At 58.1% G+C, this 26,936-nt stretch carries 20 protein-coding genes and 3 tRNA genes; 8 read left to right on the top strand and 15 right to left on the bottom strand.

Features of this window, described 5'->3' with window-relative positions; translation table 11 throughout:
* Positions 1–18: 18 nt before the first annotated feature.
* The 5 genes from RHP75_RS10060 to RHP75_RS10040 all read right to left on the bottom strand — a co-directional run bounded on the left by RHP75_RS10060 (position 19) and on the right by RHP75_RS10040 (position 5,435).
* A complete protein-coding gene (locus RHP75_RS10060; RefSeq protein ID WP_311091699.1) occupies positions 19–831 on the bottom strand; it encodes a crotonase/enoyl-CoA hydratase family protein in 813 nt (270 codons plus the stop codon).
* 239 nt (positions 832–1,070) lie between these two features.
* Complete coding sequence (locus tag RHP75_RS10055; protein ID WP_311091698.1) at positions 1,071–3,329, bottom strand: Orn/Lys/Arg decarboxylase N-terminal domain-containing protein; 2,259 nt, start codon at positions 3,327–3,329, stop codon at positions 1,071–1,073.
* A 118-nt stretch (positions 3,330–3,447) separates the two neighbouring features.
* Positions 3,448–4,191, bottom strand: coding sequence for a DNA polymerase III subunit epsilon (dnaQ, locus tag RHP75_RS10050; RefSeq protein ID WP_311091697.1), 744 nt, complete (start codon positions 4,189–4,191; stop codon positions 3,448–3,450).
* Positions 4,184–4,636 (bottom strand): ribonuclease HI, encoded by a 453-nt coding sequence (gene rnhA / locus RHP75_RS10045; RefSeq protein ID WP_090255849.1) that lies wholly within the window; start codon positions 4,634–4,636, stop codon positions 4,184–4,186. The genes dnaQ and rnhA overlap by 8 nt, the downstream gene beginning before the upstream one ends.
* A gap of 37 nt (positions 4,637–4,673) precedes the next feature.
* A complete protein-coding gene (locus RHP75_RS10040; RefSeq protein WP_311091694.1) occupies positions 4,674–5,435 on the bottom strand; it encodes a methyltransferase domain-containing protein in 762 nt (253 codons plus the stop codon).
* A 74-nt stretch (positions 5,436–5,509) separates the two neighbouring features.
* Here RHP75_RS10040 and gloB point away from each other — a divergent pair, with 74 nt between their 5' ends.
* On the top strand, positions 5,510–6,283 hold the full coding sequence (gene gloB / locus RHP75_RS10035; RefSeq protein ID WP_311091693.1) for a hydroxyacylglutathione hydrolase: 774 nt from the start codon (positions 5,510–5,512) through the stop codon (positions 6,281–6,283).
* A gap of 98 nt (positions 6,284–6,381) precedes the next feature.
* Positions 6,382–7,959 (top strand): LysM peptidoglycan-binding domain-containing protein, encoded by a 1,578-nt coding sequence (locus RHP75_RS10030; RefSeq protein WP_311091692.1) that lies wholly within the window; start codon positions 6,382–6,384, stop codon positions 7,957–7,959.
* On the opposite strand, the gene RHP75_RS10025 is transcribed toward RHP75_RS10030, so the two are convergent.
* Positions 7,960–9,384: an HDOD domain-containing protein gene (locus RHP75_RS10025; protein WP_311091691.1), complete on the bottom strand. Its 1,425-nt coding sequence runs from the start codon at positions 9,382–9,384 to the stop codon at positions 7,960–7,962.
* A 167-nt stretch (positions 9,385–9,551) separates the two neighbouring features.
* Here RHP75_RS10025 and RHP75_RS10020 point away from each other — a divergent pair, with 167 nt between their 5' ends.
* From RHP75_RS10020 to fabI, 6 genes are read left to right on the top strand one after another with little or no spacing between them, the layout of a single operon-like run.
* Positions 9,552–11,381: an extracellular solute-binding protein gene (locus RHP75_RS10020; protein WP_311091909.1), complete on the top strand. Its 1,830-nt coding sequence runs from the start codon at positions 9,552–9,554 to the stop codon at positions 11,379–11,381.
* Positions 11,378–13,231 (top strand): extracellular solute-binding protein, encoded by a 1,854-nt coding sequence (locus tag RHP75_RS10015; RefSeq protein WP_311091690.1) that lies wholly within the window; start codon positions 11,378–11,380, stop codon positions 13,229–13,231. The genes RHP75_RS10020 and RHP75_RS10015 overlap by 4 nt, the downstream gene beginning before the upstream one ends.
* A 1-nt stretch (position 13,232) precedes the next feature.
* Entirely contained in the window at positions 13,233–14,306 is a 1,074-nt protein-coding gene (locus RHP75_RS10010; protein WP_311091689.1) for a microcin C ABC transporter permease YejB, read from the top strand.
* A 1-nt stretch (position 14,307) separates the two neighbouring features.
* On the top strand, positions 14,308–15,327 hold the full coding sequence (locus RHP75_RS10005) for an ABC transporter permease (protein WP_160088428.1): 1,020 nt from the start codon (positions 14,308–14,310) through the stop codon (positions 15,325–15,327).
* Position 15,328: 1 nt separating this feature from the next.
* A complete protein-coding gene (locus tag RHP75_RS10000) occupies positions 15,329–16,936 on the top strand; it encodes an ABC transporter ATP-binding protein (RefSeq protein ID WP_311091688.1) in 1,608 nt (535 codons plus the stop codon).
* A 30-nt stretch (positions 16,937–16,966) separates the two neighbouring features.
* Entirely contained in the window at positions 16,967–17,761 is a 795-nt protein-coding gene (fabI, locus tag RHP75_RS09995) for an enoyl-ACP reductase FabI (RefSeq protein WP_090255858.1), read from the top strand.
* A 68-nt stretch (positions 17,762–17,829) separates the two neighbouring features.
* Here fabI and RHP75_RS09990 read toward each other — a convergent pair whose 3' ends face one another.
* The 9 genes from RHP75_RS09990 to RHP75_RS09950 form a co-directional block, all read right to left on the bottom strand.
* Complete coding sequence (locus RHP75_RS09990; protein WP_311091687.1) at positions 17,830–19,707, bottom strand: SurA N-terminal domain-containing protein; 1,878 nt, start codon at positions 19,705–19,707, stop codon at positions 17,830–17,832.
* Positions 19,708–19,927: 220 nt separating this feature from the next.
* A complete protein-coding gene (hupB, locus tag RHP75_RS09985; RefSeq protein ID WP_010490206.1) occupies positions 19,928–20,200 on the bottom strand; it encodes a nucleoid-associated protein HU-beta in 273 nt (90 codons plus the stop codon).
* Positions 20,201–20,336: 136 nt separating this feature from the next.
* Positions 20,337–22,730 carry an endopeptidase La gene (lon, locus tag RHP75_RS09980; protein ID WP_311091685.1) on the bottom strand — a complete coding sequence of 798 codons (2,394 nt, stop codon included), beginning with the start codon at positions 22,728–22,730 and terminating at the stop codon, positions 20,337–20,339.
* A gap of 149 nt (positions 22,731–22,879) precedes the next feature.
* Entirely contained in the window at positions 22,880–24,160 is a 1,281-nt protein-coding gene (gene clpX / locus RHP75_RS09975) for an ATP-dependent Clp protease ATP-binding subunit ClpX (protein WP_311091683.1), read from the bottom strand.
* A gap of 113 nt (positions 24,161–24,273) precedes the next feature.
* Positions 24,274–24,909: an ATP-dependent Clp endopeptidase proteolytic subunit ClpP gene (gene clpP, locus RHP75_RS09970; RefSeq protein ID WP_275962616.1), complete on the bottom strand. Its 636-nt coding sequence runs from the start codon at positions 24,907–24,909 to the stop codon at positions 24,274–24,276.
* A 90-nt stretch (positions 24,910–24,999) separates the two neighbouring features.
* Positions 25,000–26,310, bottom strand: a complete 1,311-nt coding sequence (tig, locus tag RHP75_RS09965; protein ID WP_311091682.1) for a trigger factor — start codon at positions 26,308–26,310, stop codon at positions 25,000–25,002.
* A gap of 127 nt (positions 26,311–26,437) precedes the next feature.
* Positions 26,438–26,522 (bottom strand) — tRNA-Leu (locus RHP75_RS09960).
* Positions 26,523–26,574: 52 nt separating this feature from the next.
* Positions 26,575–26,650, bottom strand: a tRNA-His gene (locus tag RHP75_RS09955).
* 34 nt (positions 26,651–26,684) lie between these two features.
* Positions 26,685–26,761, bottom strand: a tRNA-Arg gene (locus RHP75_RS09950).
* Positions 26,762–26,936 lie beyond the last annotated feature (175 nt).

Genomic DNA, 26,936 nt, shown 5'->3' with positions numbered 1-26,936 from the left:
ACAGATGGAAGGGCAACATCAGTCAGCAAACTCCGGTTTCTGCTTGCTCATATGAGCCGTCATGGCCACACGTAGGTCGGCCGATTGCAGCATGGCGGCGTTCCAGGTGGCGATATATTCCAGGCCATCATCAACGCGGTGGTCGCGCATGTAGCGAATCATTTCCTTGGTGCCGCGAATCGCCACAGGCGACTTGCTGGCAATCTCGCGGGCGATGCCCATCACGCCATCAAGCAAGGCATCAACATCGGCATAGGTGCGATTGACCAGGCCAATACTGCGCGCCTCGTCACCATCGATGGTACGACCGGTAAAGGCCAGTTCGCGCATCATGCCATCACCGATAATGCGCGGCAGACGCTGCAGGGTGCCCACGTCGGCGGCCATGCCGATATCGACTTCCTTGATCGAGAACTGTGCATCGGTCGTCGAGTAACGCATGTCGCAAGCCGAAATCAGATCGATCGCACCGCCCAGGCAATAGCCTTGAATGGCTGCAAGCACCGGCTTGCGGCAATTGTCTACAGCATTGAACGAGGCTTGCAGTTCGAGAATCTTGCGCCGCAGTTTTTCGGCATTACGGCCAACATCCGGGCCCAGCTGACTGCCAACCGAGGCCAGCATCATCAGGTCGATGCCCGAGGAAAAGTGTTTACCCGCGCCGGAGATCACCACTGCGCGCACCTCATCGGTGTCATCGACCCAGCGGAAAATCTCGATGATTTCGCGCCAGAAGTCCGCATTCATCGCGTTGACTTTTTCCGGGCGATTGATCACCACATGGGCGACCTTATCTGCCAACACGACATTAAAGGCTTTGTAGTCGGACACGGCAGTCATCCTCAGCAGGGGCGCAAGCGCAAGATGGAAATATTCTTATGCTAAAAATCGAGCAACTATAACAACCAACCGACAAATGTCGATGCTGGCCACTGTGACGCAGAACACGTCATCAAAGTTAAGCTCAATTTTTACTTATCGGCGATAAGCGCTTGATCTACTGAGAAAGACTGGCGGCAGCCAACGAATAACGCCGACGCCGCCAAGCAAAGCTGCAAGCCAGAGCAGCATCAGGCCTTGATGCAGTCCACGGTATAGACGCCTTCCTCACGTTGCAGGCCATGCACATCGGCATCGAAACCGGGGAAGCTGCGGTCGAAAGTGCGGGCAAAGGCCAGGTAATCAATGATCGAGCGGGTCTGCGCGGTAAAGCGCTCACCCGGCATGATCAGCGGAATACCTGGCGGATAGGGCACCAGCATCACCGCGGCAATGCGGCCTTCCAACTGCTCAATCGGCACTGCCTCTACTTCGCCACGCACCAACTGGTTGTAGGCATCGGCAGGTTTGATCGCCACTTCTGGCAGCACCGTGTACATGCGCTTAAGCGCCTTGGCCGTGGCGTTTTCGCGGTAACAGGCATGCAGTGCATCGCACAGATCGCGCAGGCCCATGTCCTGATAGAAAGCCTTGCCAGCCTGAGCAATCGACGGCAGCACATCACTTAATGGCAAGTTGGCGTCGTAGCTGCGTTTGAACTCCAGCAACTCGGTCAGCAGCGTGCTCCACTTGCCCTTGGTGATGCCCATGGAGAACAACACCAGGAAGGAATACAGGCCGGTTTTCTCCACCACCAGGCCACGCTCCCAAAGGAACTTGCTGACCACGGCCGCCGGAATGCCGCGCTCGTCCAGCTTGCCGTCAGCAGTCAATCCCGGCGTCACCAGGGTGACCTTGATCGGGTCAAGCAGCACATAGTCTTCTGCCACCTCACCAAAACCGTGCCAATCGGCCTGCGGTTGCAGCAGCCAATCCTCGGTGACCACATCATCGGTGCCTTCGGCCTTGGCCGGTTGCCAGATACTGAACCACCAGTCGTCGCTGCTGAGGTTTTGCCGCAGGTTGGCCAGGGCACGACGGAAGCTCAGAGCCTCATCGAAGGTTTCCTGAATAAGCGAGCGTCCGGCCGGGCCTTCCATCATCGCCGAGGCCACATCCAGCGAAGCGATGATGCCGTACTGCGGCGAAGTCGAGATGTGCATCATAAAGGCTTCATTGAAGCGATCCCGATCCAGCTGACGCTTGCCACCGTCTTGCACATGAATCATCGAGGCCTGGCTGAACGCAGCCAGCAGCTTGTGGGTGGAATGAGTGGTGAACACCAGTGGCGTGTCTTCGCTGCGCGCGGTGCCCATGCCGTAACGCCCAGCGTAGAACTCGTGGAACGCCGCATAGGCGTACCAGGCCTCATCGAAATGCAGCACTTCGACGCTATTGCCCAGGGTCTGCTTGATCAGTTCTGCGTTGTAACAGAGGCCGTCGTAGGTCGAATTGGTCACCACCACCAGCTTGACCATCGCCCCGCTGCTGCTCGGCACACGGCCGCGTGCCAGCGGACTTGCATCAATCTTGGCCTGGATCGATTCACGGCTGAACTCGCTCAGCGGAATCGGCCCGATAATCCCCAGCTCGTTGCGCTCCGGGCACAGGTACAGCGGGATCGCGCCGGTCATGATGATCGAATGCAAAATCGATTTGTGGCAGTTGCGATCCACCAGCACCAGGTCATCACGACCGACCATGCTGTGCCAGACAATCTTGTTGGCGGTCGAGGTGCCATTGATCACGAAATAGGTGTGATCCGCGCCGAAGTTACGCGCCGCACGGGCCTCGGCCTCGGCCAGCGGGCCGGTGTGATCGAGCAGCGAACCCAGCTCCGGCACCGACACCGACAGGTCGGAGCGCAGGGTGTTTTCGCCGAAGAACTGGTGAAACGCCTGCCCCACCGGGCTCTTGCGATAGGCCACGCCGCCGCCATGGCCGGGCGTGTGCCAGGAATAGTTGGACTGCGCAGTGTGCTGCACCAGCGCCTTGAAGAACGGCGGCAGCAGGCAGTCCAGGTAATTGCGCGCGGCGCGGGCCACCTGGCGAGCAAGAAACGGCACGGTGTCTTCGAACAAATAGAGAATGCCGCGCAACTGGTTGAGATCGACCATGGCCTCGGCCGGGGCGTTCTCGATGGTCACCTGCTCGCCGAGGGCAAAAATCGGCAACTGCGGCGCACGACGGCGAGCTATACGGATCAGCTCGACCATGTCCTGCAACAGGTGCTTGTTTTCACCCGCGCCTTCGGCCGCGACCAGAATGCAGGCCAGGCCATGATGGGTGGAGGCAACGATGCGCCCCTCGGCGGAGCTGGCGGTGGAAAGAATGCTGAAGCCGTCCTGCTCCAGTTCTTGGGCGATGGCGCGAACCCGGTCACCGGCCACGGTATCGGCCTTGATGTCACGGTGCACGATCAGGACGGGGAACTTGAGGTCTTTATACATTATGGCGTCCCTGGGAGTGACAGGCCCTAGCCTGCCTATCACCTCAGGGTAGAGGCTGGCTCCGTCAGGCGGAACCCCCTCTGCGTGACGCTGTACGAAAAGGTCGCGAGTGGATAACTCAGGCTTCGATCTTGGGCTGTTCCATCTGCACCCAGAGCGGCGGTGCGCCTGCGGTTTTTTCGATAATCGCCAGACGCGCGGCATGCTCGGCAAGCTCGGCAGCACTGGCCTGGATCACCCGTGTACGCGCGCGTTCGGCGGGCAGGCGGCGGATCGCACTGGGCTGCTGACGGCCATTGCTGTCGCCTTCCGAGCCATCGCCAGCCAGGGACAGATTGGTCTGCCCGCCGGTCATGGTCAGGTAGACGTCAGCGAGAATCTCGGCGTCGAGCAAAGCGCCGTGCAGATCGCGACCGGAGTTGTCGACGCCATAGCGTTTGCACAGGGCATCAAGGTTGTTGCGCTGCCCTGGGTGGCGCTCGCGGGCCATCATCAGAGTGTCGAGGATCGAGCAGTGCTCGCTGATATCGGCGCGGTCGTCCTGCTTGATCAGGGCAAATTCGTTGTTGATAAAGCCAACGTCGAACGCCGCGTTGTGAATGATCAGCTGCGCGCCCTTGATGAATTCGAAGAACTCATCGGCGACTTCCTTGAAGCGCGGCTTGTCTTTGACAAAGTCGTTGGTGATGCCGTGCACCGCAATCGCGCCCTCGTCGATTTCGCGATCAGGCTGCAGGTAAACGTGAAAGTGCCGTCCGGTCAGACGCCGGCCGATCAGTTCAACACAGCCGATTTCGATGATCCGGTGACCATCGGCCACCGGCATACCGGTGGTTTCGGTATCGAGTACGACGCTACGCATGCTTCTTTGCCCTCACTTCATCCACACCGCGGTTGGCCAGTTGATCGGCCTTCTCGTTACCCGGATGGCCGGTATGACCGCGCACCCACTGCCAGGTAACGTTATGCCGATTGACCTGCTCGTCCAGCGCCTGCCAAAGGTCGGCGTTTTTCACTGGTTCCTTGGCGGCGGTCTTCCAGCCACGTTTCTTCCAGTTCGGCATCCACTCCTGAATGCCCTTCATCACATACTGCGAGTCGGTAACCAGGCGAACCGAACAGGGGCGCGTCAGCGCGATCAAGGCACAAATCGCGGCCATCAGTTCCATGCGGTTATTGGTGGTGTTGGGTTCACCGCCCCATAGCTCTTTCTCTACACCCTTGCAAATCAATAACGCCCCCCAGCCACCGACGCCTGGGTTGCCCTTGCAGGCGCCGTCGGTGTAGATCTCGACCTGTTCACTCATGTATCTGCAATCTCTCGCTCAATTAGTCCGGCCGGTGCTATTTCTGAGGTGTTTCGCGGCGGCTGACTTTGGCCACGGGCATCGGCAGCAATTTACCGACCGGCTGCCGGTTGGGTTGGCGCAATGGCCGCAGCCCCACGACCAGCTTACGGGCCACCAGCACGTAAAAACCGCCACCGGGTGGCTGCCACGCTGCGCCTAAACGTTCCAGCCCCGCCAATCGCGTCTGCCAGGCCGGCGAAGAAAGCGGCGGACGATAGCACCCGAAGCGGCGTTTCTCCAGCGCGAAACCCAGCAGGTGCAGCCAGTCACTGACCCGACTGGGCGCGATACAGCGCGCCTGACGCAAAGCATCGCGTGTTATGAAATGACGCATACCCCAGCTGCTCATCGGGTTGATACCCACGATCAGCAGATGCCCACCTGGCCGCACGCTACGTGCCGCCTCACGGAGCAGACCGTGGGGAGATAGACTGAAATCCAGGCCGTGCTGTAACACCACTACATCGGCGGCATGTTCAGTGAGCGGCCAGGATTGCTCCTCACAAACGATCTCCACCCCCTTGAATGGCGCGCCCAGGCGCACACTGCGTTGAATCTGCTGAGCGTCCGGCGGCGTATCTGCGGCCGGGCCGTAATGCACCAGATAACCGCCAAAGAAGCGCGCCAACTCGTCCTCCAGCAATTGCCGCTCCTGCTCCAACAACAACTGCCCGAGCGGGCCGCTCAGCCAGGTACGCGCTGAGGCAATAAGATCGAGCCATTCACTGTCTGCATGGGCAAAAGGGTGATCGGACATAAGAAATACCTGCGTAGCCAGCACCGCCATTGCACCCTAAGATGCACCTTTGTGCCTTGCTTAGCGACCAACTGATGATAAAAATCGACGCCCTGCCTGCATTCTCTGACAACTATATATGGCTGCTGCAAGACCTGAAGCAGCGCCGCTGCGCGGTTGTTGACCCGGGTGACGCCGCGCCGGTGGAGGCTTGGCTGGCGGCCAACCCAGGCTGGCAGTTGAGCGATATTCTGATCACCCACCATCATTTCGATCACGTCGGAGGCATTGAACGACTGAAGGCGGCCACCGGTGCTCGAGTAATGGGGCCGGCCAACGAAAAAATTCCAGGGCGCGACCTGGCGCTGCTCGACGGCGACCAGGCTGAAGTGCTGGGCCAACGATTCGACATATATGAAGTGCCGGGACACACACTCGGGCATATCGCCTATATCCAGCCCGAGCAGCATTGGCTGTTCTGTGGCGACACGCTGTTTGCTGGCGGCTGTGGTCGCCTGTTCGAAGGCAGCCCGGAACAGATGCACAACTCGCTCAGCCGCCTGGCCGCCCTCCCCGAACAGACTCAGGTGTTCTGTACCCATGAATACACCCTGAGCAACCTGCGCTTTGCTGTGGCTGTTGAACCCGATAATCCGCAAATCCAACAACGTCTGGCACAAGTCAGCCAATGGCGCGAGGCCGGGCAAATCAGTCTGCCGTCATCGATCGGTCTGGAACGTGCCACCAATCCGTTTTTACGCAGCGCACAACCGTCGGTCGGCGCCCGTATCAGCGAGCGCGAAGGGTCGGCAAGTCGCTCGCCAGTGCAGGTTTTTGCTGCTTTGCGCGCCTGGAAGGACCATTTCTAAACCTCGACAACCACACAAAAGACTGGTTAAAACTTGACCAGAGGCATGCTGCTTCCTAGAATCGCCCGACCTTTTCGCCGGGAAGTACATCGCCGCCAATGCCTCTATCACCACGCAAGACCTTGAATTTAAAGGCATTGGCACAAAGCGCTCAGACGCTTGTGGTGATCATGTGCGTAACCCTGGCCGGTTGTCAGACCAGCAACCAATACCGCCCTGACAGCGGCCGCGATACCGATCGCGCGGTCGGTCTTGAGCAAGAGCCGGAATGGCTTAACAGCGGCGTGGCACCAGCGCCCGAAGAGCCCAAGGACATCTGGGAACGGGTGCGCAACGGCTACCAGCTGCAGGACACCATCACCCTCAACCCGCGTATCGAGCAGCAACGTCTGTGGTTCGTCAGCAACCCTACGTTTATCGAAAAAGCCGGCGAGCGCAGCAGTCCCTATATCCACTTCATCGTTGAGCGCCTGGAACAGCGCAATATGCCGATGGAGCTGGCGCTGCTGCCGATGATCGAAAGCTCGTACAACCCGCTGGCCTACTCCCATGCTCATGCGGTTGGGCTGTGGCAGTTCATCCCGTCCACCGGGCGCAACTTCAACCTGCGCCAGACCAACTGGTATGACGGCCGCCGCGACGTGATGGCCTCAACCGATGCGGCAATCAGCTACCTGACTCGTCTCAAGGAAATGTTCAACGGCGACTGGCTGCTAGCCCTCGCTGCTTACAACGCTGGCGAAGGCCGTGTTAGCCGGGCGATTGAGCGCAACCAGAAGCTCGGCCTGCCGACCGACTACTGGAACCTTTCGCTGCCGGTGGAAACCCAGAATTATGTACCCAAGCTGCTGGCTCTCTCCCAAGTGGTGATGACGCCACAAGCCTATGGCGTCAGCCTCGCACCGATTGCTAACGAGCCGTACTTCGAGAAGGTTGTATTCACCCAACGCATGGATCTCTCGCGCGTCGCCGCCATGGCGGACCTGGATGAAGACGAACTGTACCTGCTCAACCCCGCATTCAAGAAAGGCATAACCCTCGACGGCCCGAAGCACCTGCTGGTACCAACCGACAAGGCCGAGCTGCTGACCGCCAACCTGTCATTGATGAAACCGCAGGAACTGGTGGACTGGCAGCAATACCGGGTGCGCTCAGGCGACAGCCTGCACAGCATTGCCAACCGCCATCAGCTGACCGTGAACACCCTGAAGGACATTAACAAGCTTTCAAGCAACAACCTGAGCATCGGCCAGGTACTAAGCATTCCCGCGCAACCCGGTGTAGTGGCACGTGAACCAGTATTCCAGCGCAGCGTTGCACACAGTGCTCCGAGCCTGACCTACCGGGTAAAAAGCGGCGACAACCTCTGGCAGATAGCCAAGAACCACAAGGTTGCGGTCAAGGATGTGCAGCGCTGGAACAAGCTTTCCGGCAACAGCTTGCGGGTCGGTCAGGTGCTCACCCTGCAAGCCGGAAAACCCAGCAGCGGTGCGAGCGGCAGCAGTGGTGGTGCGCCACGGCAGAGCGCGACCTATTACAAGGTGCGCCAGGGTGACTCCCTGTATCTGATCGCCAAGCGCTTCAAGGTACCGATGAAGAGTCTGCAAAACTGGAACCCCAAAGCCGGCAAGGCGCTCAAGCCAGGCCAGACCCTGACGCTGTACAGTGTCAACTGATCAAGCCTTCTTGCTCATTGCCTCCAGGCAGCGCCCGGTCAACTGGGTGAAACGCTGAAAGGCAACAAACTGCTCATGCTTCAACGCCCGTCCGGACACCCGGCTATCGGCATACAGCAGGCCAATTTCCCGAGTACCTGCCAACAGGGGCGCAATAAAGAACATGCCCTGCCCCAGGCGCTGCCGAATGGGTTGAGTGACCAGCTCATTAAGGTTGTAACTGGCCGGCACGCCCATCCATAGCGCTTCTTTATTACGCAGTGCATAACTGAAAATATGCGGCTGCTCTTGCTGCGCCACGGGCAGAACAAAGTCATGGCTCCAGCCCTCAGTGCCTTCGCCAATCACCCGCTTGGTGCGGAAACAGCTCTGCCCGTCCGCCAATACCACCAGCATGATGCGTTCCAGCCCCGCGCCCTGATGCAAGCCCTTGAACAAGGTGTCGAGCACCAGACCGAGATCGGCGCGCCGCGAAACCATCAGGCCGAGATCCTGCAAAGCCTGCTGCAAAACCAGCAAATTGGGCTGCAGCAGCCGCGCCTTGCGCTGTTCCTGCTGTAAACGGATCTGTTCCGGGTCGGTATTGGGGATCAGTTTGCACAGCTGGCTGGCGCCAAAGGTCGCCGCCATCTTCACGGTTTCCTCGGCGCTGGCCAGCACCTGCTGCATGGCTTCTTTAGGGGTCACCCCGATGAAACTGGCCAACTGCCCTACCAGCGCCTCCATTACTGGAGTATCCCAGCCATCCAGCGCGGTCTGACTGATCTTTGCCCCCAGGGTCACAGCCTTGACGGCCGGGTCATTCTGGCTGGTTGACTGATGCGCCAGGCTGACGGTGTCGCCCAGATTCCAGCTTTTCACCAGCGCCAAACTCAGCTGGCGAAAACTGGTGCCCAGCAGCTGCATCACCACCTCATCTTCATCGACACCCGGCTGAGCCAGAGCACTGGCCAGATCATCCGCCGCATCGCCAGCACAGCCCCAGAACGCCAGTTCACCGACGTTATGCAGCAAGGCGGCGATAAACACTTCCTCATCATTTTTCGTCAGCACGTAGCCGGCGATATTGCGCGCCTGCACGGCGGCATGAAACGAGCGCGCCAATAGTTCGGCAAGCTGATCACGGGAGCTGCGCGCCAACAGGCCATCGATAAGGCTCACCGATAGACCGATCTGCCGCACATTATCGAAGCCGATCAACACGATGGCCCTTGAAATAGTGCGGATAGGTTCCTGAGAGGGGTTGTAGTACACACTATTGCCGATACGCAGCACCTTGGTGGTCAAGGCCGCGTCGCGTAGCAGAACGTCTGCCAGTTGCTGCACAGACGATTTGTCACCCAGGGTCAAACGATGCAGATCCTGCACCACCGCGGCCAGGGCGGGTAATTCGGCTTGGTTGAAGCGATCGATCCATGACTGCAAACCATGGCAGGCTGTTACCAAAATGATGCCCTCGCAGTGGATAGTTTGAGTGTAGTCAAAGTGCCGCCGTCGACGGCTGTCGAGCCTACCCTTTTTCCAGCCGATACAAGCTGTTAATGTGCCTGACCAGCAGCCCACAAGACGCCACGGATCGGATATTTCACTTGATACGTCCCCTCCTCTCGCTACTTCTCTGCATGGCCATCAGTTCATCTGCCTGGGCCACCCTGTATAAAAGCCACGGTTACGCCCAGTTTGGCGAGTTGAAGTATCCCGCCAGCTTCACCCATTTCGCCTGGGTCAACCCGGAAGCCCCCAAAGGTGGCACGCTGCGGATGATGGCCAACGGTACGTTCGACACACTCAACCCCTACACCTTCAAGGGCAGCAGCCCGATCAGCACGGCCAACTTCCTGCAGTACGGAGTCAACGAGCTGAACGCACCGCTGATGGTCGGCACCGGCGCCTATGACCCGTCCGGTGACGAACCGGCCTCCAGCTACGGCCTGATCGCCGAGTCCGTGGAATACAGCGATGACCGCAGCTGGGTGGTGTTCAACCTGCGCCCCGAAGCGCGCTTTCACGACGGCAAACCGATCACTGCCTATGACGTGGCCTTCTCCTACCGCCTGCTGCTCAAGGACGGTCACCCGCAGTACCGCACCAACCTGCAGGAAGTAAAACGCGTTGACATCCTCAACCGCCACAGCATCCGTTTTGTACTCAAGCGCGCCGGCAACTCCCTGCTGATCTTGCGCCTCGGTGAGTTGCCGGTGCTGCCGCAGCACTACTGGAAAAGCCGCGACTTCAAGGCCACCACCTATGAACCGCCGCTGGGCAGCGGGCCTTACCGCATTACCCAGGTCAGCCCCGGGCGCAGCCTGCGCTTTGAGCGGGTCAAGGACTGGTGGGGTACCAAGCTGCCGGTCAACCGCGGCAAATACAATTTCGATCGGGTCGACGTAGAGTTCTACCGCGACAGCCATGTGGCATTCGAGGCGTTCAAGGCCGGCGAGTTCGACATCTATATCGAACAGCAGGCGAAGAACTGGGCCAACGGCTATCGCTTCCCGGCCTTGAGCCGTGGCGAAGTGATCCGCACCGAGATCCCGCACCAGATACCGACTCAGACCCAGGCGCTGTTTATGAATACCCGCCGCGAGGTATTTGCCGACCGCCAGGTACGCGAAGCCCTGGGCCTGATGTTCGACTTCGAATGGGCCAACCGCGCACTGTTCAACAGTTCCTACACCCGCGCGAAAAGCTACTACCCCAATAGCGAGTTCTCGGCGCGAGGCAAACCGGAAGGCGCAGAATGGCTGTTGCTCTCGCCCTACCGCAAGCAGCTGCAGGCGCGCCTGTTCAGCGAGCCGTTCAGCATGCCGCAGACCGATGGCCGGGGCATCCCGCGGGAAACCTTGCGCCGCGCCCTCGGTCTATTGGCCGAAGCCGGCTGGAAGCCATCCGGCCAACGCCTGCTCAACAGTGAGGGGCAGCCGCTGCGCTTTGAAATATTGCTGGTCAACCCAAACCTTGAACGCATTCTTCAGCCCTTTACCGAAAACCTTGCCAGCATTGGCATCCAGGCCAACCTGCGCACCGTCGACCGCGCCCAATACAAGCAGCGCCTCGACCAATACGACTTCGACATGATTCTGCTGACCCTGCCGCAAACTCTCAGCCCGGGCCTGGAGCAGTCGCTGTATTTCCACTCCTCCCAGGCCAAGATCAAAGGCGGCAGGAACTACGCCGGGGTCACCCATCCGGTGGTCGATGCACTGATTGAAAAACTACTGTCAGCACAGAGCCGCGACGAGCAAGTCGCCGCCACCCGCGCCCTTGACCGGGTACTGTTGTGGCAGCACTACAGCATTCCGAACTGGTATATCGATTACCACCGCCTGGCTTACCGCAACCGATTTGCCTTCGTCACCACGCCGCCCTACACCCTGGGCCTGCGTACCTGGTGGCTGAAATCCATGGAGAACGCTGAATGACCCATGCATTGCGCGCCCTGTTTATCCACATCAGCAGCATTGCCCTGCTTGGTGTCGCCAGCCTGGCCCTGGCCGGCCCCAAGCACGCACAAACCCTGTATGACGAACCACCGAAATACCCGGCCAACTTCAAACACTTCGACTACGTAAACCCCGATGCGCCCAAGGGCGGCACCCTGCGCCAGGCCGGTTTTGGCGGCTTCGATAGCCTCAACCCCTTCATTTCCAAGGGCGTATCTGAAGAAAATATAGGCATCATCTACGACAGCCTGACGCGCCCCAGCCTGGATGAACCCTTCACCGTTTACGGCCTGCTCGCGGAAAAAATCGAAAAAGCCCCGGACAACGCCTGGGTACGCTTCTATCTGCGCCCCGAGGCACGCTTCCATGACGGTCAGCCGGTGACCGCCGAAGACGTCAAGTTCAGCTTCGATACGCTGATGAGCAAAGGCGCACCGATGTACCGCGGCTACTACGCCGATGTCGAAAAGGTCGAGGTCGAACAACCCAACAGTGTCCGTTTTGTCTTCAAGCAGGCTGGGAACCGTGAGCTGCCGCTGATCGTCGGCCAATTGCCAGTTTTGCCAAAGCACTGGTGGGCAGAACGTGACTTCAGTAAAGGCAGCCTCGATGTGCCGCTGGGCAGTGGGCCTTACAAGGTGGCGGACGTGCAGGCCGGCCGTTCAATTCGCTATGAGCGGGTCAAGGACTGGTGGGGCAAGGACTTGCCGGTCAATCGCGGGTTCTACAATTTCGACAACCTGGAAATCGACTACTACCGCGACAACACCGTCGCCCTTGAAGCACTCAAGGCTGGGCAATTCGACTATTGGCTGGAAACCAGCGCAAAGAACTGGGCCACCGCCTACAACACCCCCGCAGTTGCCAATGGACAGCTGATCAAGGAAGAGATCGCCAATCGCAACCCCACCGGAATGCAGGGCTTTATCTTCAACACCCGCCGTCCGTTGTTCAGTGACCGCCGTGTGCGCGAAGCCCTGGGCCTGCTGTTCGATTACGAGTGGACCAATCGTCAACTGTTCAACGGCGCCTACACACGCACGCGCAGTTATTTCGACAACTCCGAACTGGCCTCCATCGGCCTACCATCCGCTGATGAGTTGAAGCTTCTGGAGCCGCTGCGCGCGCAGATTCCACCTCAGGTATTTACCGACGAATATCAGCCCTCGGTCACCGATGGCAGCGGCATCATTCGTGAGCAGCAGCGCCGCGCCTATCAATTGCTCCAGGAAGCCGGCTGGCGTGTCGATAGCGACAGGATGCTCGATAGCACGGGCAAACCGGTGACCATCGAATTCCTGCTGGCGCAAGCCGAATTCGAGCGAGTTCTACTACCGTTTAAACGCAACCTAGCCGACCTGGGCATTGAACTGGTGATCCGCCGCGTCGATGTATCCCAGTACGTCAATCGGGAGCGCTCGCGTGACTATGATCTGATTGTAAGAGGCTTTGGTCAGTCCAACTCCCCTGGCAACGAGCAGCGCGAATACTGGCACTCCAGCAGCGCCGACAATCCCGGTAGCCGTAACTTTATCGGCCTGAAAGACCCGGCCGTGGATAGCCTGGTCGAGGGTCTGATCAACGCCGACTCGCGCCAGAGCCTGATCACCCATACTCGCGCCCTCGACCGCGTACTGCTGTGGGGCCACTACGTGGTGCCCAACTGGCACATCAAGACCTGGCGCGTGGCCTACTGGAACCGCTTTGAACATCCCAAGATCAGCCCGAAATACGACATAGGCCTCTACACCTGGTGGGCCCGCGAGAAATCACCTGAAGCCGTAGCCGACGAAGCTGCCGCTCACCCCGCCGTAGACGTGGAGCAATAACATGCTGGCGTATATCTTTCGTCGGCTGTTGCTGATCATCCCCACGCTGTTCGGCATTCTGCTGATCAACTTCATCATCATCCAGGCCGCCCCCGGTGGCCCGGTCGAGCAGATGATCGCCAAGCTGGAAGGCTTTGACGGCGCTACCAGCCGGATTGCCGGCGGCGGTGCCGAAGTTTCGGTGGCCGGTTCCAACTACCGCGGCGCCCAGGGCCTGGACCCCGAGCTGGTGGCAGAAATTGAGCGCATGTACGGCTTCGATAAATCCGCCCCGGAACGCTTCTGGCTGATGCTCAAGAGCTACGCGCAGCTGGACTTTGGCTCGAGCTTCTTCCGCGATGCGGAGGTCATCGACCTGATCATCGAGAAGATGCCGGTGTCGATCTCCCTGGGGCTGTGGAGCACGCTGATCATGTACCTGGTGTCGATCCCGCTGGGCATTGCCAAGGCCACCCGCCACGGCAGCGCCTTCGACGTCTGGACCAGCTCGGCGATCATCATCGGTTACGCCATCCCTGCCTTCCTCTTCGCCATTCTGCTGATCGTGCTGTTTGCTGGCGGCAGCTACTGGGACTGGTTCCCGCTGCGCGGGCTGACCTCGAACAATTTCGACGAACTGAGCTTTACCGGCAAGCTGCTCGACTATTTCTGGCACCTGGCGCTGCCCGTCACGGCACTGGTAATCGGCAACTTCGCCACCCTGACGCTGCTGACCAAAAACAGCTTTCTCGATGAGATCAACAAACAGTACGTGGTCACCGCTCGCGCCAAGGGCCTGAGTAACAACCGCGTGCTCTATGGCCATGTGTTCCGTAACGCCATGCTGATCATCATCGCCGGCTTCCCGGCGGCCTTTATCGGCATTTTCTTTACCGGCTCATTGCTGATCGAGGTGATCTTCTCCCTCGACGGCCTGGGCCTGATGAGTTTCGAGGCCGCAATCAACCGCGATTACCCGGTGGTGTTCGGCACCCTGTTTATCTTCACGTTGCTGGGCCTGGTGGTGAAATTGATCGGCGACATTACCTACACACTGGTCGATCCGCGTATCGACTTCGAAAGCCGGGAGGGTTGAGATGAAACTGTCCCCAATCAATCAACGCCGCTTCCAGCTGTTCAAGGCACACAAACGCGGCTGGTGGTCGCTGTGGGTGTTCCTCGCACTGTTCTTCGTCACCCTCGGTGCAGAACTGATCGCCAACGACAAACCGCTGGTGGTGGGCTACGACAGCGAACTGTATTTCCCGGTATTCAAGCGCTACCCGGAAACCACCTTCGGCGGTGAATTCCCGCTGCAGGCCAACTACAAAAGCCCTTACATCCAAGAGCTGATCAAGGAAAAGGACGGCTGGATGATCTGGCCGCCGATCCGCTACAGCTACTCCAGCATCAATTACGACCTGCAAGTGCCCGCCCCAGCGCCACCCTCAGCGGAAAACCTGCTGGGCACTGATGACCAGGGCCGCGATGTTCTGGCACGGGTGATTTATGGCTTCCGCATTTCCGTGCTGTTTGCCCTGATCCTGACCTTGGCCAGCTCGGTGATCGGCGTGTTTGCCGGCGCCCTGCAGGGCTTCTATGGCGGCTGGGTCGACTTGGCCGGGCAGCGTTTTCTGGAAATCTGGTCCGGCCTGCCTGTGCTCTACCTGCTGATCATCCTCGCCAGCTTCGTGCAGCCGAACTTCTGGTGGCTGCTGGGCATCATGCTGCTGTTCTCTTGGATGAGCCTGGTGGATGTGGTGCGCGCCGAGTTCCTGCGTGGGCGCAACCTGGAATACGTACGCGCAGCCCGTGCCCTGGGCATGCAGAACGGCTCGATCATGTTCCGCCATATCCTGCCCAACGCGATGATTTCCACCATGACCTTTATGCCGTTTATCCTCACCGGCGCGATCGGCACCCTCACCGCGCTGGATTTCCTCGGCTTCGGCCTGCCTCCTGGCGCGCCGTCACTCGGCGAGCTGGTGGCCCAGGGCAAATCCAACCTGCAAGCGCCCTGGCTCGGTATTAGTGCCTTTGCCGTGCTCGCCCTGATGCTCAGCCTGCTGGTGTTTATCGGCGAAGCGGCACGTGATGCCTTCGATCCGAGGAAATGACATGACCGACTCCAACACCCTCATCGAAGTCCGCGACCTGGCTGTCGAATTCGTCACCGGCAGTCTGAAACAGCGTGTGCTGGAAGGCGTCAGCTTCGATATTAAGCGCGGCGAAACCCTGGCCCTGGTGGGCGAAAGCGGCTCCGGCAAATCGGTCACCGCGCACTCCATCCTGCGCCTGCTGCCCTACCCGCTGGCTCAACACCCCAGCGGCAGCATTCACTACGCCGGGCAAGACCTGCTCAAACTGAACGAGAACAAACTGCGTGGCATCCGTGGCAACCGCATCGCCATGGTCTTTCAGGAGCCCATGACCTCGCTGAACCCGCTGCACAGCATCGAGAAGCAGATCAACGAAGTGCTGGCCCTGCATAAAGGCCTGCGCGGTAAGGCCGCCACAGCACGTACCCTGGAGTTGCTCGAGCTGGTCGGTATTCCTGAACCGCACAAGCGCCTCAAGGCCTACCCACATGAGTTATCCGGTGGCCAACGCCAGCGCGTGGTGATCGCCATGGCCCTGGCCAATGAGCCGGAACTGCTAATTGCTGACGAGCCCACCACCGCGCTGGACGTCACCGTGCAGTTGAAGATCCTTGAACTGCTCAAGGACCTGCAGGCGCGCCTGGGCATGGCGATTCTGCTGATCAGCCACGACCTCAACCTGGTGCGACGGATTGCCCACCGTGTGTGCGTGATGCAGCGCGGGCATATCGTCGAACAGGCGGCCTGCGAAACGCTGTTTAAAGACCCACAACACCCCTATACCCGCGAGCTGCTGGGAGCCGAACCCACTGGCGGCCCGGTCGATCAGCCGCCTGGCAAAACTATGCTGGAAATCGACAACCTGCGTGTCTGGTTCCCGATCAAGAAGGGCCTGCTGCGCCGCACGGTCGACCATGTCAAAGCCGTGGACGGCATCAACTTCAGCCTGCCGCAGGGTCATACCTTGGGCATCGTCGGTGAAAGCGGCTCGGGAAAATCCACCCTGGGTCTGGCGATCCTGCGCTTGCTCGGCAGCCAAGGCGGCATCCGCTTCCAGGGCCAGGCGATCGACCAGCTCTCGCAACATGACGTTCGCCCACTGCGCCGGCAGATGCAGGTGGTGTTTCAGGACCCCTTTGGCAGCCTCAGCCCGCGCATGTCAGTGGGCCAGATTGTTGGCGAGGGTTTGCAGATTCACCGTATGGGCAGCGAGGCCGAGCAGGAACAAGCCATCATCGCCGCACTTGTAGAGGTCGGCCTTGACCCGGAAACCCGCCACCGTTATCCCCATGAGTTCTCCGGCGGCCAGCGCCAACGTATCGCCATCGCCCGCGCACTGGTGCTGAAACCTGCACTGATCCTGCTGGATGAGCCAACTTCGGCCCTCGACCGCACCGTGCAGCGCCAGGTCGTCGAATTACTGCGTTCGCTTCAGGCCAAATACAACCTGACCTACTTGTTCATCAGCCATGACCTGGCCGTGGTCAGGGCCCTTAGCCACCAGGTGATGGTGGTGAAACAAGGCAAAGTGGTCGAACAAGGCCCGGCTGAACGTGTCTTTGCCGCGCCACAGGACATCTATACACAACAGTTGCTGGAAGCGGCCTTTATGGTCCCAGCTGGCTAATTCTTGTAGACAGGAAGAGGAATCACACCCATGGGTTTTCTAAGCGGCAAGCGCGTACTGATCGTTGGCGTCGCCAGCAAACTGTCCATTGCCTCCGGTATCGCAGCAGCCATGCACCGTGAAGGCGCCGAACTGGCCTTCACCTATCAAAACGAAAAGCTCAAAGGCCGCGTTGAAGGCTTTGCCGCTGATTGGGGCTCGAACGCTGACCTGTGCTTCCCATGCGATGTGGCAAACGATGAGGAAATCGCCTCGGTCTTCGAAGCCCTGAGCAAGAAGTGGGACGGCCTGGATTGCATCGTGCACTCCGTTGGCTTCGCCCCAGGCGACCAACTGGACGGCGACTTCACCGACGTCACCACCCGCGAAGGCTTCCGCATCGCTCACGACATCAGTGCCTACAGCTTCGTCGCTCTGGCCAAAGCCGGCCGCGAAATGATGAAAGGCCGCAATGGTAGCCTGCTGACCCTGTCCTACCTGGGCGCCGAGCGCACCATGCCTAACTACAACGTGATGGGCATGGCCAAGGCCAGCCTGGAAGCCGGTGTACGCTACCTGGCTGGCAGCCTCGGCCCAGAAGGCACACGCGTCAACGCCATCTCTGCAGGCCCGATCCGCACCCTGGCCGCCTCTGGTATCAAGAGCTTCCGCAAAATGCTCGCAGCCAATGAGAAGCAGACCCCACTGCGTCGTAACGTGACCATCGAAGAAGTCGGCAACGCCGGCGCCTTCCTCTGCTCCGACCTGGCCTCGGGCGTCAGCGGCGAGATCATGTATGTCGACGGTGGCTTCAACACCACAGCCATGGGCGCCATGGAAGAGTAAGCAGTTAAATCGCCGCAATAAAAAAGGCCGCTGAATTAAGCGGCCTTTTTGTTTGTCAGTGATATCGATCAGAAACGCTCGATATCCGCTGTCTCTTCCAGCTGCTTGCGGAACGCAGCAAAGTCCTGCTGACCGACGCGCGAGGCAAGGAAGCGGCTGTACATGGCCTTATCCTCATCCGACAGCGCTTGCTCCGGCTGGCTCACGCCATTGAGACGGATGATCATGAAATCACCGTTGCTCAGACTGATACCGGCGAAAGTCGGCTTGTCAGCCGCTTCAGGCTTGGGCATACGGAACAACGCCTGCAGCACTACCGGCTCAACGCCTTCCTGGCTACGCGTCGCTGCCTCGACCACATTCCAGCCCTGCTTGGCATCGGCCTGGGTAACCGGCGTCTGACCGTCACGCAGAGCAGCCAACTGCTCTTCACCCTTGGCTTTTACGGCTTCGCTTGCGCGAACCTTGGTCAGCTGGGCGCGGATGCTATCGGCAACCTGCTCAAGCGGCAGCTGCTCAGGCTTGTTGTGCTCTTTAACACGCACCACCACCACAGTGTTGGGGTCGAGTTCGATCACACTGCTGTTGCTGCCGTCTTCCAGCACTTCATCACTGAATGCCGCCTGAGTTACCTGACGATTAGCAGTCAGACCTTCAGTGCCACCCTGACGACCGAACGCTTCAGTGGTCTTGACCTCAAGACCCAATTCCTGTGCTGGCTGGGCCAGGTCAGACGCTTCAAACGCGGCATCTTCAAGGTCTTTGGAGACTTCGACAAAGCGCTGCTCAACCTGACGCGCCTTGAGGTCACGCTGCAGTTTTTCTTCCAGACTGGCGAAACTTGGCACTTCCGGCGCCTGAACGCCCAACAGCTTGATCAGATGCCAGCCGAACTCGCTGCGTACGGGAGCCGATACAGCATTCTCGTCCAGCGCATACAGCGCCTCTTCAAAGGCCGGGTCATATACACCAGGGCCGGCAAAGCCCAGATCACCGCCCTCACCTGCCGAACCCGAGTCATCGGAAACTTCTTTAGCCAGCGCGGCGAAATCTTCGCCCTGCTCAAGACGCTTCTGCACCGCGACCAGTTTGGCCTGGGCTTGCTCGTCATTCAGCTTATCGTTGACCTCAATCAGAATGTGCGCGGCACGGCGCTGTTCGGCGAGATTGGCGATTTCGCTCTGATAAGCGCTTTGCAGCGCCTCATCGGTGATTTCAACCTGATCAAAGAAGGCATCCTTCTTCAATTCGACGTATTCCAGCACAACCTGCTCAGGGCTCATGAACTCACTGGCCTGAGCGTCGTAATACGCCTTGATATCGTCATCGCTGAGCGTGACTGCATCCAGATCAGCTTTGAGGGTCAGCGTGGCGAAGTCACGGGTCTGCTTTTCCAGGGCGGCAAAAGCTTGCACCTGGGCATCAGTCACAAAACCGCTGTTGGCCAGGCCTGCGCGCAACTGACCAATGAGCATTTCCTGCTCAAGCATCTGGCGGAACTGCAAGCGGCTGTAGCCCAGCTGACGGATAACCTGATCGAAACGCTCAGCGTTGAACTGACCATCGACAAGAAACTCAGGTGTTTTCAGGATCAGCTGATCAAGCGCCTGTTGCGAAAACGCGAACTTGGCGTCTTTGGCGCTATCGAGCAGCAAGGTACGCTCAACCAGGCCATTCAGGGCGGCTTCACGCAACAGCTTCTCGTCCAGCAGGGAGGCATCAAAATCGCGCCCCAACTGTTGCAGCAATTGACGACGCTGCATCTCGACAGCCTGGCTGAGCTCGGCAGAAGTAATCTTCTCGCCATTCACTTCAGCGGCATTCTGACTATTACTGGTGCTGGTAAAAATGGCATCCACACCCGTCAGCGCAAGCAGCGCGACAATGATGCCGATGATGGTTTTGGCAATCCAACCCTGTGAATTGTCCCTGATGTTTTGCAGCATGCGTCCCCCAGAACGACTGTACAAATAAAGCAGTCGCGCAGTGTGGGTAAAATCCGGATAGAAGAAAGGCGCATCAGTGGATGCGCCTTCTCGTAACTGGCGAAGCGGATCGAGCTCAAGCAACTGATTCGTCGTGTTCAGCAAGGTATGCCTGACTGAACATCCCGCCCCGCATCAGATCAGCCATTCAACTGATCTGCTGGGCAAAACCGAAAGAAGCTTAGTTGACAGCGTCTTTCAGAGCTTTACCGGCTTTGAAGCCTGGAATCTTGGCAGCAGCGATGCTGATCGGGTTACCAGTTTGTGGGTTACGGCCAGTGCGAGCAGCACGCTCTTTAACAGCGAAAGTGCCGAAGCCAACCAGTACTACGGAGTCACCAGCCTTCAGAGCGCCAGTAACGGATTCAATTACTGCGTCCAGCGCACGGCCAGCAACAGCTTTTGGGATATCAGCAGATGCAGCGATGGCATCGATCAGTTCCGACTTGTTCACTCTTAAGTCCCCTTAATTTCTGTTGAGTTTATTTCTTGCTTTTAAATGTAAGCGAAGCTGGTGCGGAGAGCCTGCCGACACGATAAGAGCCGCTTTATAACAAGGGCTCTAAAAATGTGTCAAGAAACCCCTCCGGCTAATGCGTGCTAATTCGCTCCTTGGAATCAGTCTCGCGTTTTTCATCCTTTGCAACCATGGGAGCCGCATCAGGCAAGGGCTCCGGGGCGTATTGCAGCGCAATTTGCAGGACCTCGTCAATCCATTTAACCGGTTTAATCTGCAGGTCTTGCTTAATATTCTCCGGAATCTCTTTCAAATCGCGCACATTCTCTTCCGGAATGATGACGGTCTTGATTCCACCGCGGTGAGCTGCCAGCAGTTTTTCTTTCAAACCGCCAATGGCTAATACTTGCCCACGCAGGGTAATTTCCCCAGTCATGGCAACATCGGCACGTACCGGGATCTGCGTCAGTGCTGAAACCAGCGCCGTGCACATGCCAACGCCTGCGCTAGGGCCGTCTTTAGGCGTCGCGCCTTCCGGCATATGGATATGGATGTCCTGCTTCTCATAGAAGTCCACAGGCACGCCCAGGCTCTTGGCCCGACTGCGCACAACGGTCTGCGCAGCGGTGATGGATTCCAGCATGACATCGCCGAGCGAGCCGGTCTTGATCAGCTGGCCTTTACCAGGCACCACAACTGCCTCGATGGTCAGCAGCTCACCACCAACTTGAGTCCAGGCAAGTCCGGTGACCTGACCGATTTGATCCTGCTGCTCGGCCAGACCATAGCGATGCTTGCGCACGCCAAGGAAATGTTCGAGCGAGTCTGCCGTAACAGTGACCTGGAAGCGTTTCTCCGTGGAATGCTCCTTGACCACCTTGCGGCACACCTTGGCAATCTGCCGCTCCAGACCACGCACACCTGCTTCGCGGGTGTAGTAACGAATGATGTCGCGGATTGCTGCATCCTCAAACACCAATTCGACCTTCTTCAGACCATTAGCCTGAACCTGCTTGGGTGCTAGATATTTGATCGCGATGTTGATCTTTTCGGCTTCGGTGTAACCCGGAAGACGAATCACCTCCATACGATCCAGCAGCGGCCCCGGAATATTCATCGAGTTAGCCGTGCAGAGGAACATCACATCGGACAGGTCGTAATCGACCTCCAGATAGTGATCGTTGAAGTTGTGGTTCTGCTCCGGATCCAGCACCTCAAGCAATGCAGACGCAGGATCGCCGCGCATATCCTGGCCCATCTTGTCGATTTCATCGAGCAGGAACAGTGGGTTACGCACGCCGACCTTGGTCATCTTCTGAATCAGACGACCTGGCATGGAGCCAATGTAGGTGCGCCGGTGACCGCGAATCTCCGCCTCATCACGCACCCCCCCTAGGGCCATGCGCACAAATTTGCGGTTAGTGGCGCTGGCAATCGACTCGGCCAACGAGGTTTTACCCACGCCAGGCGGACCGACCAAGCAAAGGACCGGCCCCTTGATTTTCTTCACGCGCTTTTGCACGGCGAGGTATTCAAGGATGCGCTCCTTGACCTCATCCAGACCGTAATGGTCAGCATCAAGAATCGCTTCAGCGCGCGCCAGATCAAGGCGTACCTTGCTCTGCGCCTTCCACGGCACATTGACCAGCCAATCGATGTAAGAACGCACCACGGTGGCTTCAGCCGACATCGGCGACATCTGCTTGAGCTTGTTGAGCTCCGCATTGGCTTTGTTCAGCGCTTCAGCTGTGAGGCCGGCGTTGTCGATGCGCTTTCTCAGCTCATCAAGTTCATTGTGGCCTTCTTCACTGTCGCCCAGCTCCTTCTGAATGGCCTTCATCTGCTCATTCAGGTAGTACTCGCGCTGGCTGCGCTCCATTTGTTTCTTGACCCGGCCACGGATGCGTTTCTCGACCTGCAACAGGTCGATTTCCGCATCAAGCAGCGCCAAAACATGCTCGACCCGCGCCTGCAGATCGGTGATTTCCAGGATTTCCTGCTTTTGCTCGATTTTCAGCACCATGTGCGCAGCCATGGTGTCGACCAGGCGGCTCGGCTCATCGATGCCATTGAGCGACGCCAACACCTCGGCAGGTACCTTCTTGCCAAGCTGTACGTATTGCTCGAACTGGCTGAGCAGACTGCGGGTGAAAACCTCGGACTCACGCTCGGCGGCATCAACCTCATCAATCAGCTGCACTTCAGCCCGACAATGCCCGTCGACCTCGATAAAGCGCTCAATTTCGCCACGCTGTTCACCCTCGACTAGCACCTTGACAGTGCCGTCTGGCAGTTTCAGCAACTGCAGCACAGTAGCCACAGTACCGACGCGATAGAGGCCAGCCTCGTCGGGGTCATCGTCGGCAGGATTTTTCTGCGCGAGAAGCAGGATCTGCTTCTCGCCCGTCATTGCGGCTTCAAGAGCCTCAATGGATTTCTCACGCCCGACGAATAACGGAATGACCATGTGCGGATAGACCACAACATCGCGCAACGGCAGGAGAGGCAATTCGATGGTTGTCTTCATGATTTCGGCTCTACGGCGGCCATACGGCCGTAAACAGATGGGATGACCCTTAGCCCTAAGATGGGGGCAGCCCAAACAAAAAACAAGCGCTGGCGCAGCAAAAGCAAAGGGGCCCGCAGGCCCCTTGCTTTCAACATGTTACAACGCTGTTACGCGTCAGGCGCAGCCTTGGCTGGCAGCTCGTTGTTCTCATAAATGAGTAACGGCTTGGAGGTGCCATCGATAACGCTTTCATCGATAACGACCTTGCTGACATCGGACTGCGACGGAATCTCGTACATGGTATCGAGCAGAACACCTTCGAGAATCGAACGCAGGCCGCGTGCACCGGTTTTACGCTCAAGTGCCTTGTGCGCAACTGACTTCAACGCATCCGGACGGAACTCCAGCTCTACCCCTTCCATCTCGAACAGCTTGGCGTATTGCTTGGTCAGAGCGTTCTTCGGCTCGGTCAGAATTTGCACCAGAGCAGCTTCGTCCAACTCATCCAGCGTGGCAATAACCGGCAGACGGCCTACAAACTCAGGAATCAGTCCGAACTTGACCAGATCATCAGGCTCAACGGCGCGCAGTGACTCGCCAACTTTTTTGCCTTCTTCCTTGCTGCGAACCTCGGCATTGAAACCGATTCCGCCTTTGGTCGAACGCCCCTGGATGACCTTCTCCAGGCCTGAAAAAGCACCACCGCAGATGAACAGAATATTACGCGTATCAACCTGCAGAAATTCCTGCTGCGGGTGCTTGCGACCGCCTTGCGGCGGCACGGAAGCCACAGTGCCCTCGATCAGTTTGAGCAGCGCCTGCTGCACGCCCTCACCCGACACGTCGCGGGTAATCGACGGGTTATCCGACTTGCGTGAGATCTTGTCGATTTCGTCGATGTAGACGATGCCCATCTGGGCTTTTTCCACATCGTAATCACACTTCTGCAGCAGCTTCTGAATAATGTTCTCGACGTCTTCACCCACATAACCGGCTTCGGTCAAAGTGGTGGCGTCGGCGATAGTGAACGGTACGTTCAACAGACGCGCCAAAGTTTCCGCCAGCAAGGTTTTACCCGAGCCTGTTGGGCCAATCAGCAGAATATTGCTCTTACCCAGCTCAACATCATCTTTCTTGTCACGCTGGTTGAGTCGCTTGTAATGGTTGTACACCGCTACCGCTAGAACCTTCTTCGCACGCTCCTGGCCGATCACGTACTGATCGAGGATCGTGCTGATTTCCTTTGGAGCAGGCAATTTGTGCGCGCTGCTCTCGGCCTGGGCTTCCTGCACCTCCTCGCGGATGATGTCATTGCACAGGTCGACGCACTCGTCGCAGATAAAGACCGAGGGGCCGGCAATTAATTTGCGCACTTCATGCTGGCTTTTGCCGCAGAAGGAGCAATAAAGCAACTTGCCGTTGTCCTCGCCGTTGCGGGTGTCAGTCATTCGTTCGATCCAAATCCGATAGGCTTGCAACACAAGATGAAGGCTTATGCGGGCTTTTTCAAGCCCGCCAGAGGCCGGACACGCCGTCCAGCCCTATTTTTGAGTTGCTTATATTAAGCGGGGCGCTTTTCAATCACCGCGTCGATCAACCCGTATTCACGAGCAGCTTCAGCGCTCATGAAATTATCACGATTGGTATCGCGCTCGATTTCTTCCAAGGTGCGCCCACTGTGCTTGGCCATCAGCATGTTGAGACGCTCACGAATGAAGAGGATTTCCTTCGCGTGGATTTCGATGTCCGACGCCTGCCCCTGGAAACCGCCCAATGGCTGGTGAATCATCACGCGTGAGTTCGGCAGGCAGTAACGCTTGCCCTCAGCACCAGCGGTGAGCAGGAATGCACCCATGCTGCATGCCTGACCAATACAGGTAGTGGATACGTTAGGCTTGATGAACTGCATGGTGTCGTAGATCGACATACCCGCCGTCACCGAACCACCCGGGGAGTTGATGTACAGATGGATGTCCTTGTCCGGATTCTCCGCCTCAAGGAACAGCAGCTGCGCACAGATTAAGTTGGCCATGTAGTCCTCTACAGGACCGACAAGAAAAATCACTCGCTCCTTGAGCAGGCGCGAATAGATGTCGTAAGCGCGCTCACCGCGAGCCGTCTGCTCGACAACCATAGGCACCAGGCCACCAGCGGCTTGGATATCAGGCATTTGCTGCATAAAAGGATTGCGGGACATGCTGCACTCGCTCCCTAAATAGTCATGTCACAAATACGCATAAGCCAGCGCGGAGGCTGGCTTATGGCGTGTTCGAACGAGGTAAAGAAATCAGGCGGCTTGTGGTGCTTCTACCGGCTTGACAGCTTCTTCGTACGAGACCGCTTTATCGGTCACGTTGGCCTTCTGCAAAACAGTATCTACAACTTGCTCTTCCAGTACAACCGAACGTACTTCGTTCATTTGCTGGTCGTTTTTGTAGTACCAGGCCACAACCTGCTCAGGCTCTTGGTAAGCCGAAGCCATTTCCTGAATCATTTCGCGAACGCGGGCGTCGTCCGGCTTCAACTCGCACTGCTTGACCACTTCAGCCACGACCAGACCCAGCACAACGCGGCGCTTGGCTTGCTCTTCGAACAGCTCAGCAGGCAGCTGCTCAGGCTTGAGGTTGCCACCGAACTGCTGAACGGCCTGCACGCGCAGACGGTTCACTTCGTTGCTGATCAGTGCCTTCGGCACTTCGATCGGGTTGGCAGCCAGCAGACCGTCCATCACCTGGTTTTTAACCTTGGATTTGATGGCCTGGCGCAGCTCGCGCTCCATGTTCTTGCGTACTTCAGCACGGAAGCCTTCCAGACCGCCTTCTTTCACGCCAAACAGGGCGAAGAAGTCGTCATTCAGCTCAGGCAACTGAGGTGCGGCGATGCTGTTGACGGTGACGGTGAACTCGGCAGTTTTGCCGGCCAGGTCCAGGTTCTGATAATCAGTCGGGAAAGTCGGATTGATTACACGCTCTTCGCCAGCTTGAGCGCCAACCAGAGCATCTTCAAAGCCAGGAATCATACGACCGGAGCCGAGAACCAGCTGAGTGCCCTTGGCCGAACCGCCAGCAAAGGCTTCGCCGTCAATCTTGCCAACGAAATCAATGTTCAACTGGTCACCATTCTCGGCAGCGCGCTCGGCGGCTTCGAAACGGGTGTTCTGCTTGCGCAGGATTTCCAGCATGTTGTCGACGTCAGCGTCAGCTACGTCAGCCTGCAGGCGCTCAATGGCGATGGACTCGAAGCCACCAACGGTGAATTCCGGGAACACTTCGAAGGTTGCAACGTATTCCAGATCTTTGCCTTTCTCGAACGATTTCGGCTCAACGGCCGGGGCGCCAGCTGGATTGAGCTTCTGCTCAACAACGGCTTCGTAGAAAGTGGATTGGATCAGATCACCCAGGGCTTCCTGACGCGCAGCATCTTCATAACGCTGGCGGATCACGCTCATTGGCACTTTGCCAGGACGGAAACCAGGGACCTTGGCACGACGGGCAGTCTGCTGCAGACGCTTGTTGACTTCAGTCTCGATGCGCTCAACAGAGACGCCAACGGTCATACGGCGCTCGAGAGCAGAAGTACTTTCAACAGAAACTTGCATGGATAATCCTCGTTGCACAGACATAAGCCGGCCGCTTGCCGGCCCCTAATCAAGGGCATGCATTCTAGAGGGTCGATTTGCAGAAGTCACCCTAGATGCAGGCGGCAAACGGGAGGGAGCTAAAAGATGGTGCGGACGGAGAGACTCGAACTCTCACGCCTTGCGGCGCTGGAACCTAAATCCAGTGTGTCTACCAATTCCACCACGTCCGCGTGGTAAAGCTTTATACAAAAACGCCAGGAATTAACCTGGCGCTTTGGAATATGGGGTGGACGATGGGGATCGAACCCACGACAACAGGAGTCACAATCCTGCGCTCTACCAACTGAGCTACGCCCACCATATTGCATTTTGCTTGAGCCAAGACCGCCAAATGGCGCACCCGGCAGGACTCGAACCTGCGACCATCCGCTTAGAAGGCGGATGCTCTATCCAGCTGAGCTACGGGCGCCTGTCCATCTGCATATGCAGACTTAAAGCTTTCGGCTTCGGAAAAAACTTTGCAGCTTCGACCTTTGCCGTCTTACCCAGCGACTGGCTGTGCTCGACAAGCGGGGCGAATGTTATAGAGGCCGTTTCAGGTCGTCAACAGGAAAAGTTAAAAAAATTCAGCCATTTAAAGGAGT

The sequence above is a fragment of the Pseudomonas sp. SG20056 genome (assembly GCF_031764535.1).
Taxonomy (GTDB): Bacteria; Pseudomonadota; Gammaproteobacteria; order Pseudomonadales; family Pseudomonadaceae; genus Aquipseudomonas.
This window is presented reverse-complemented; position numbering and strand designations above follow the sequence as displayed.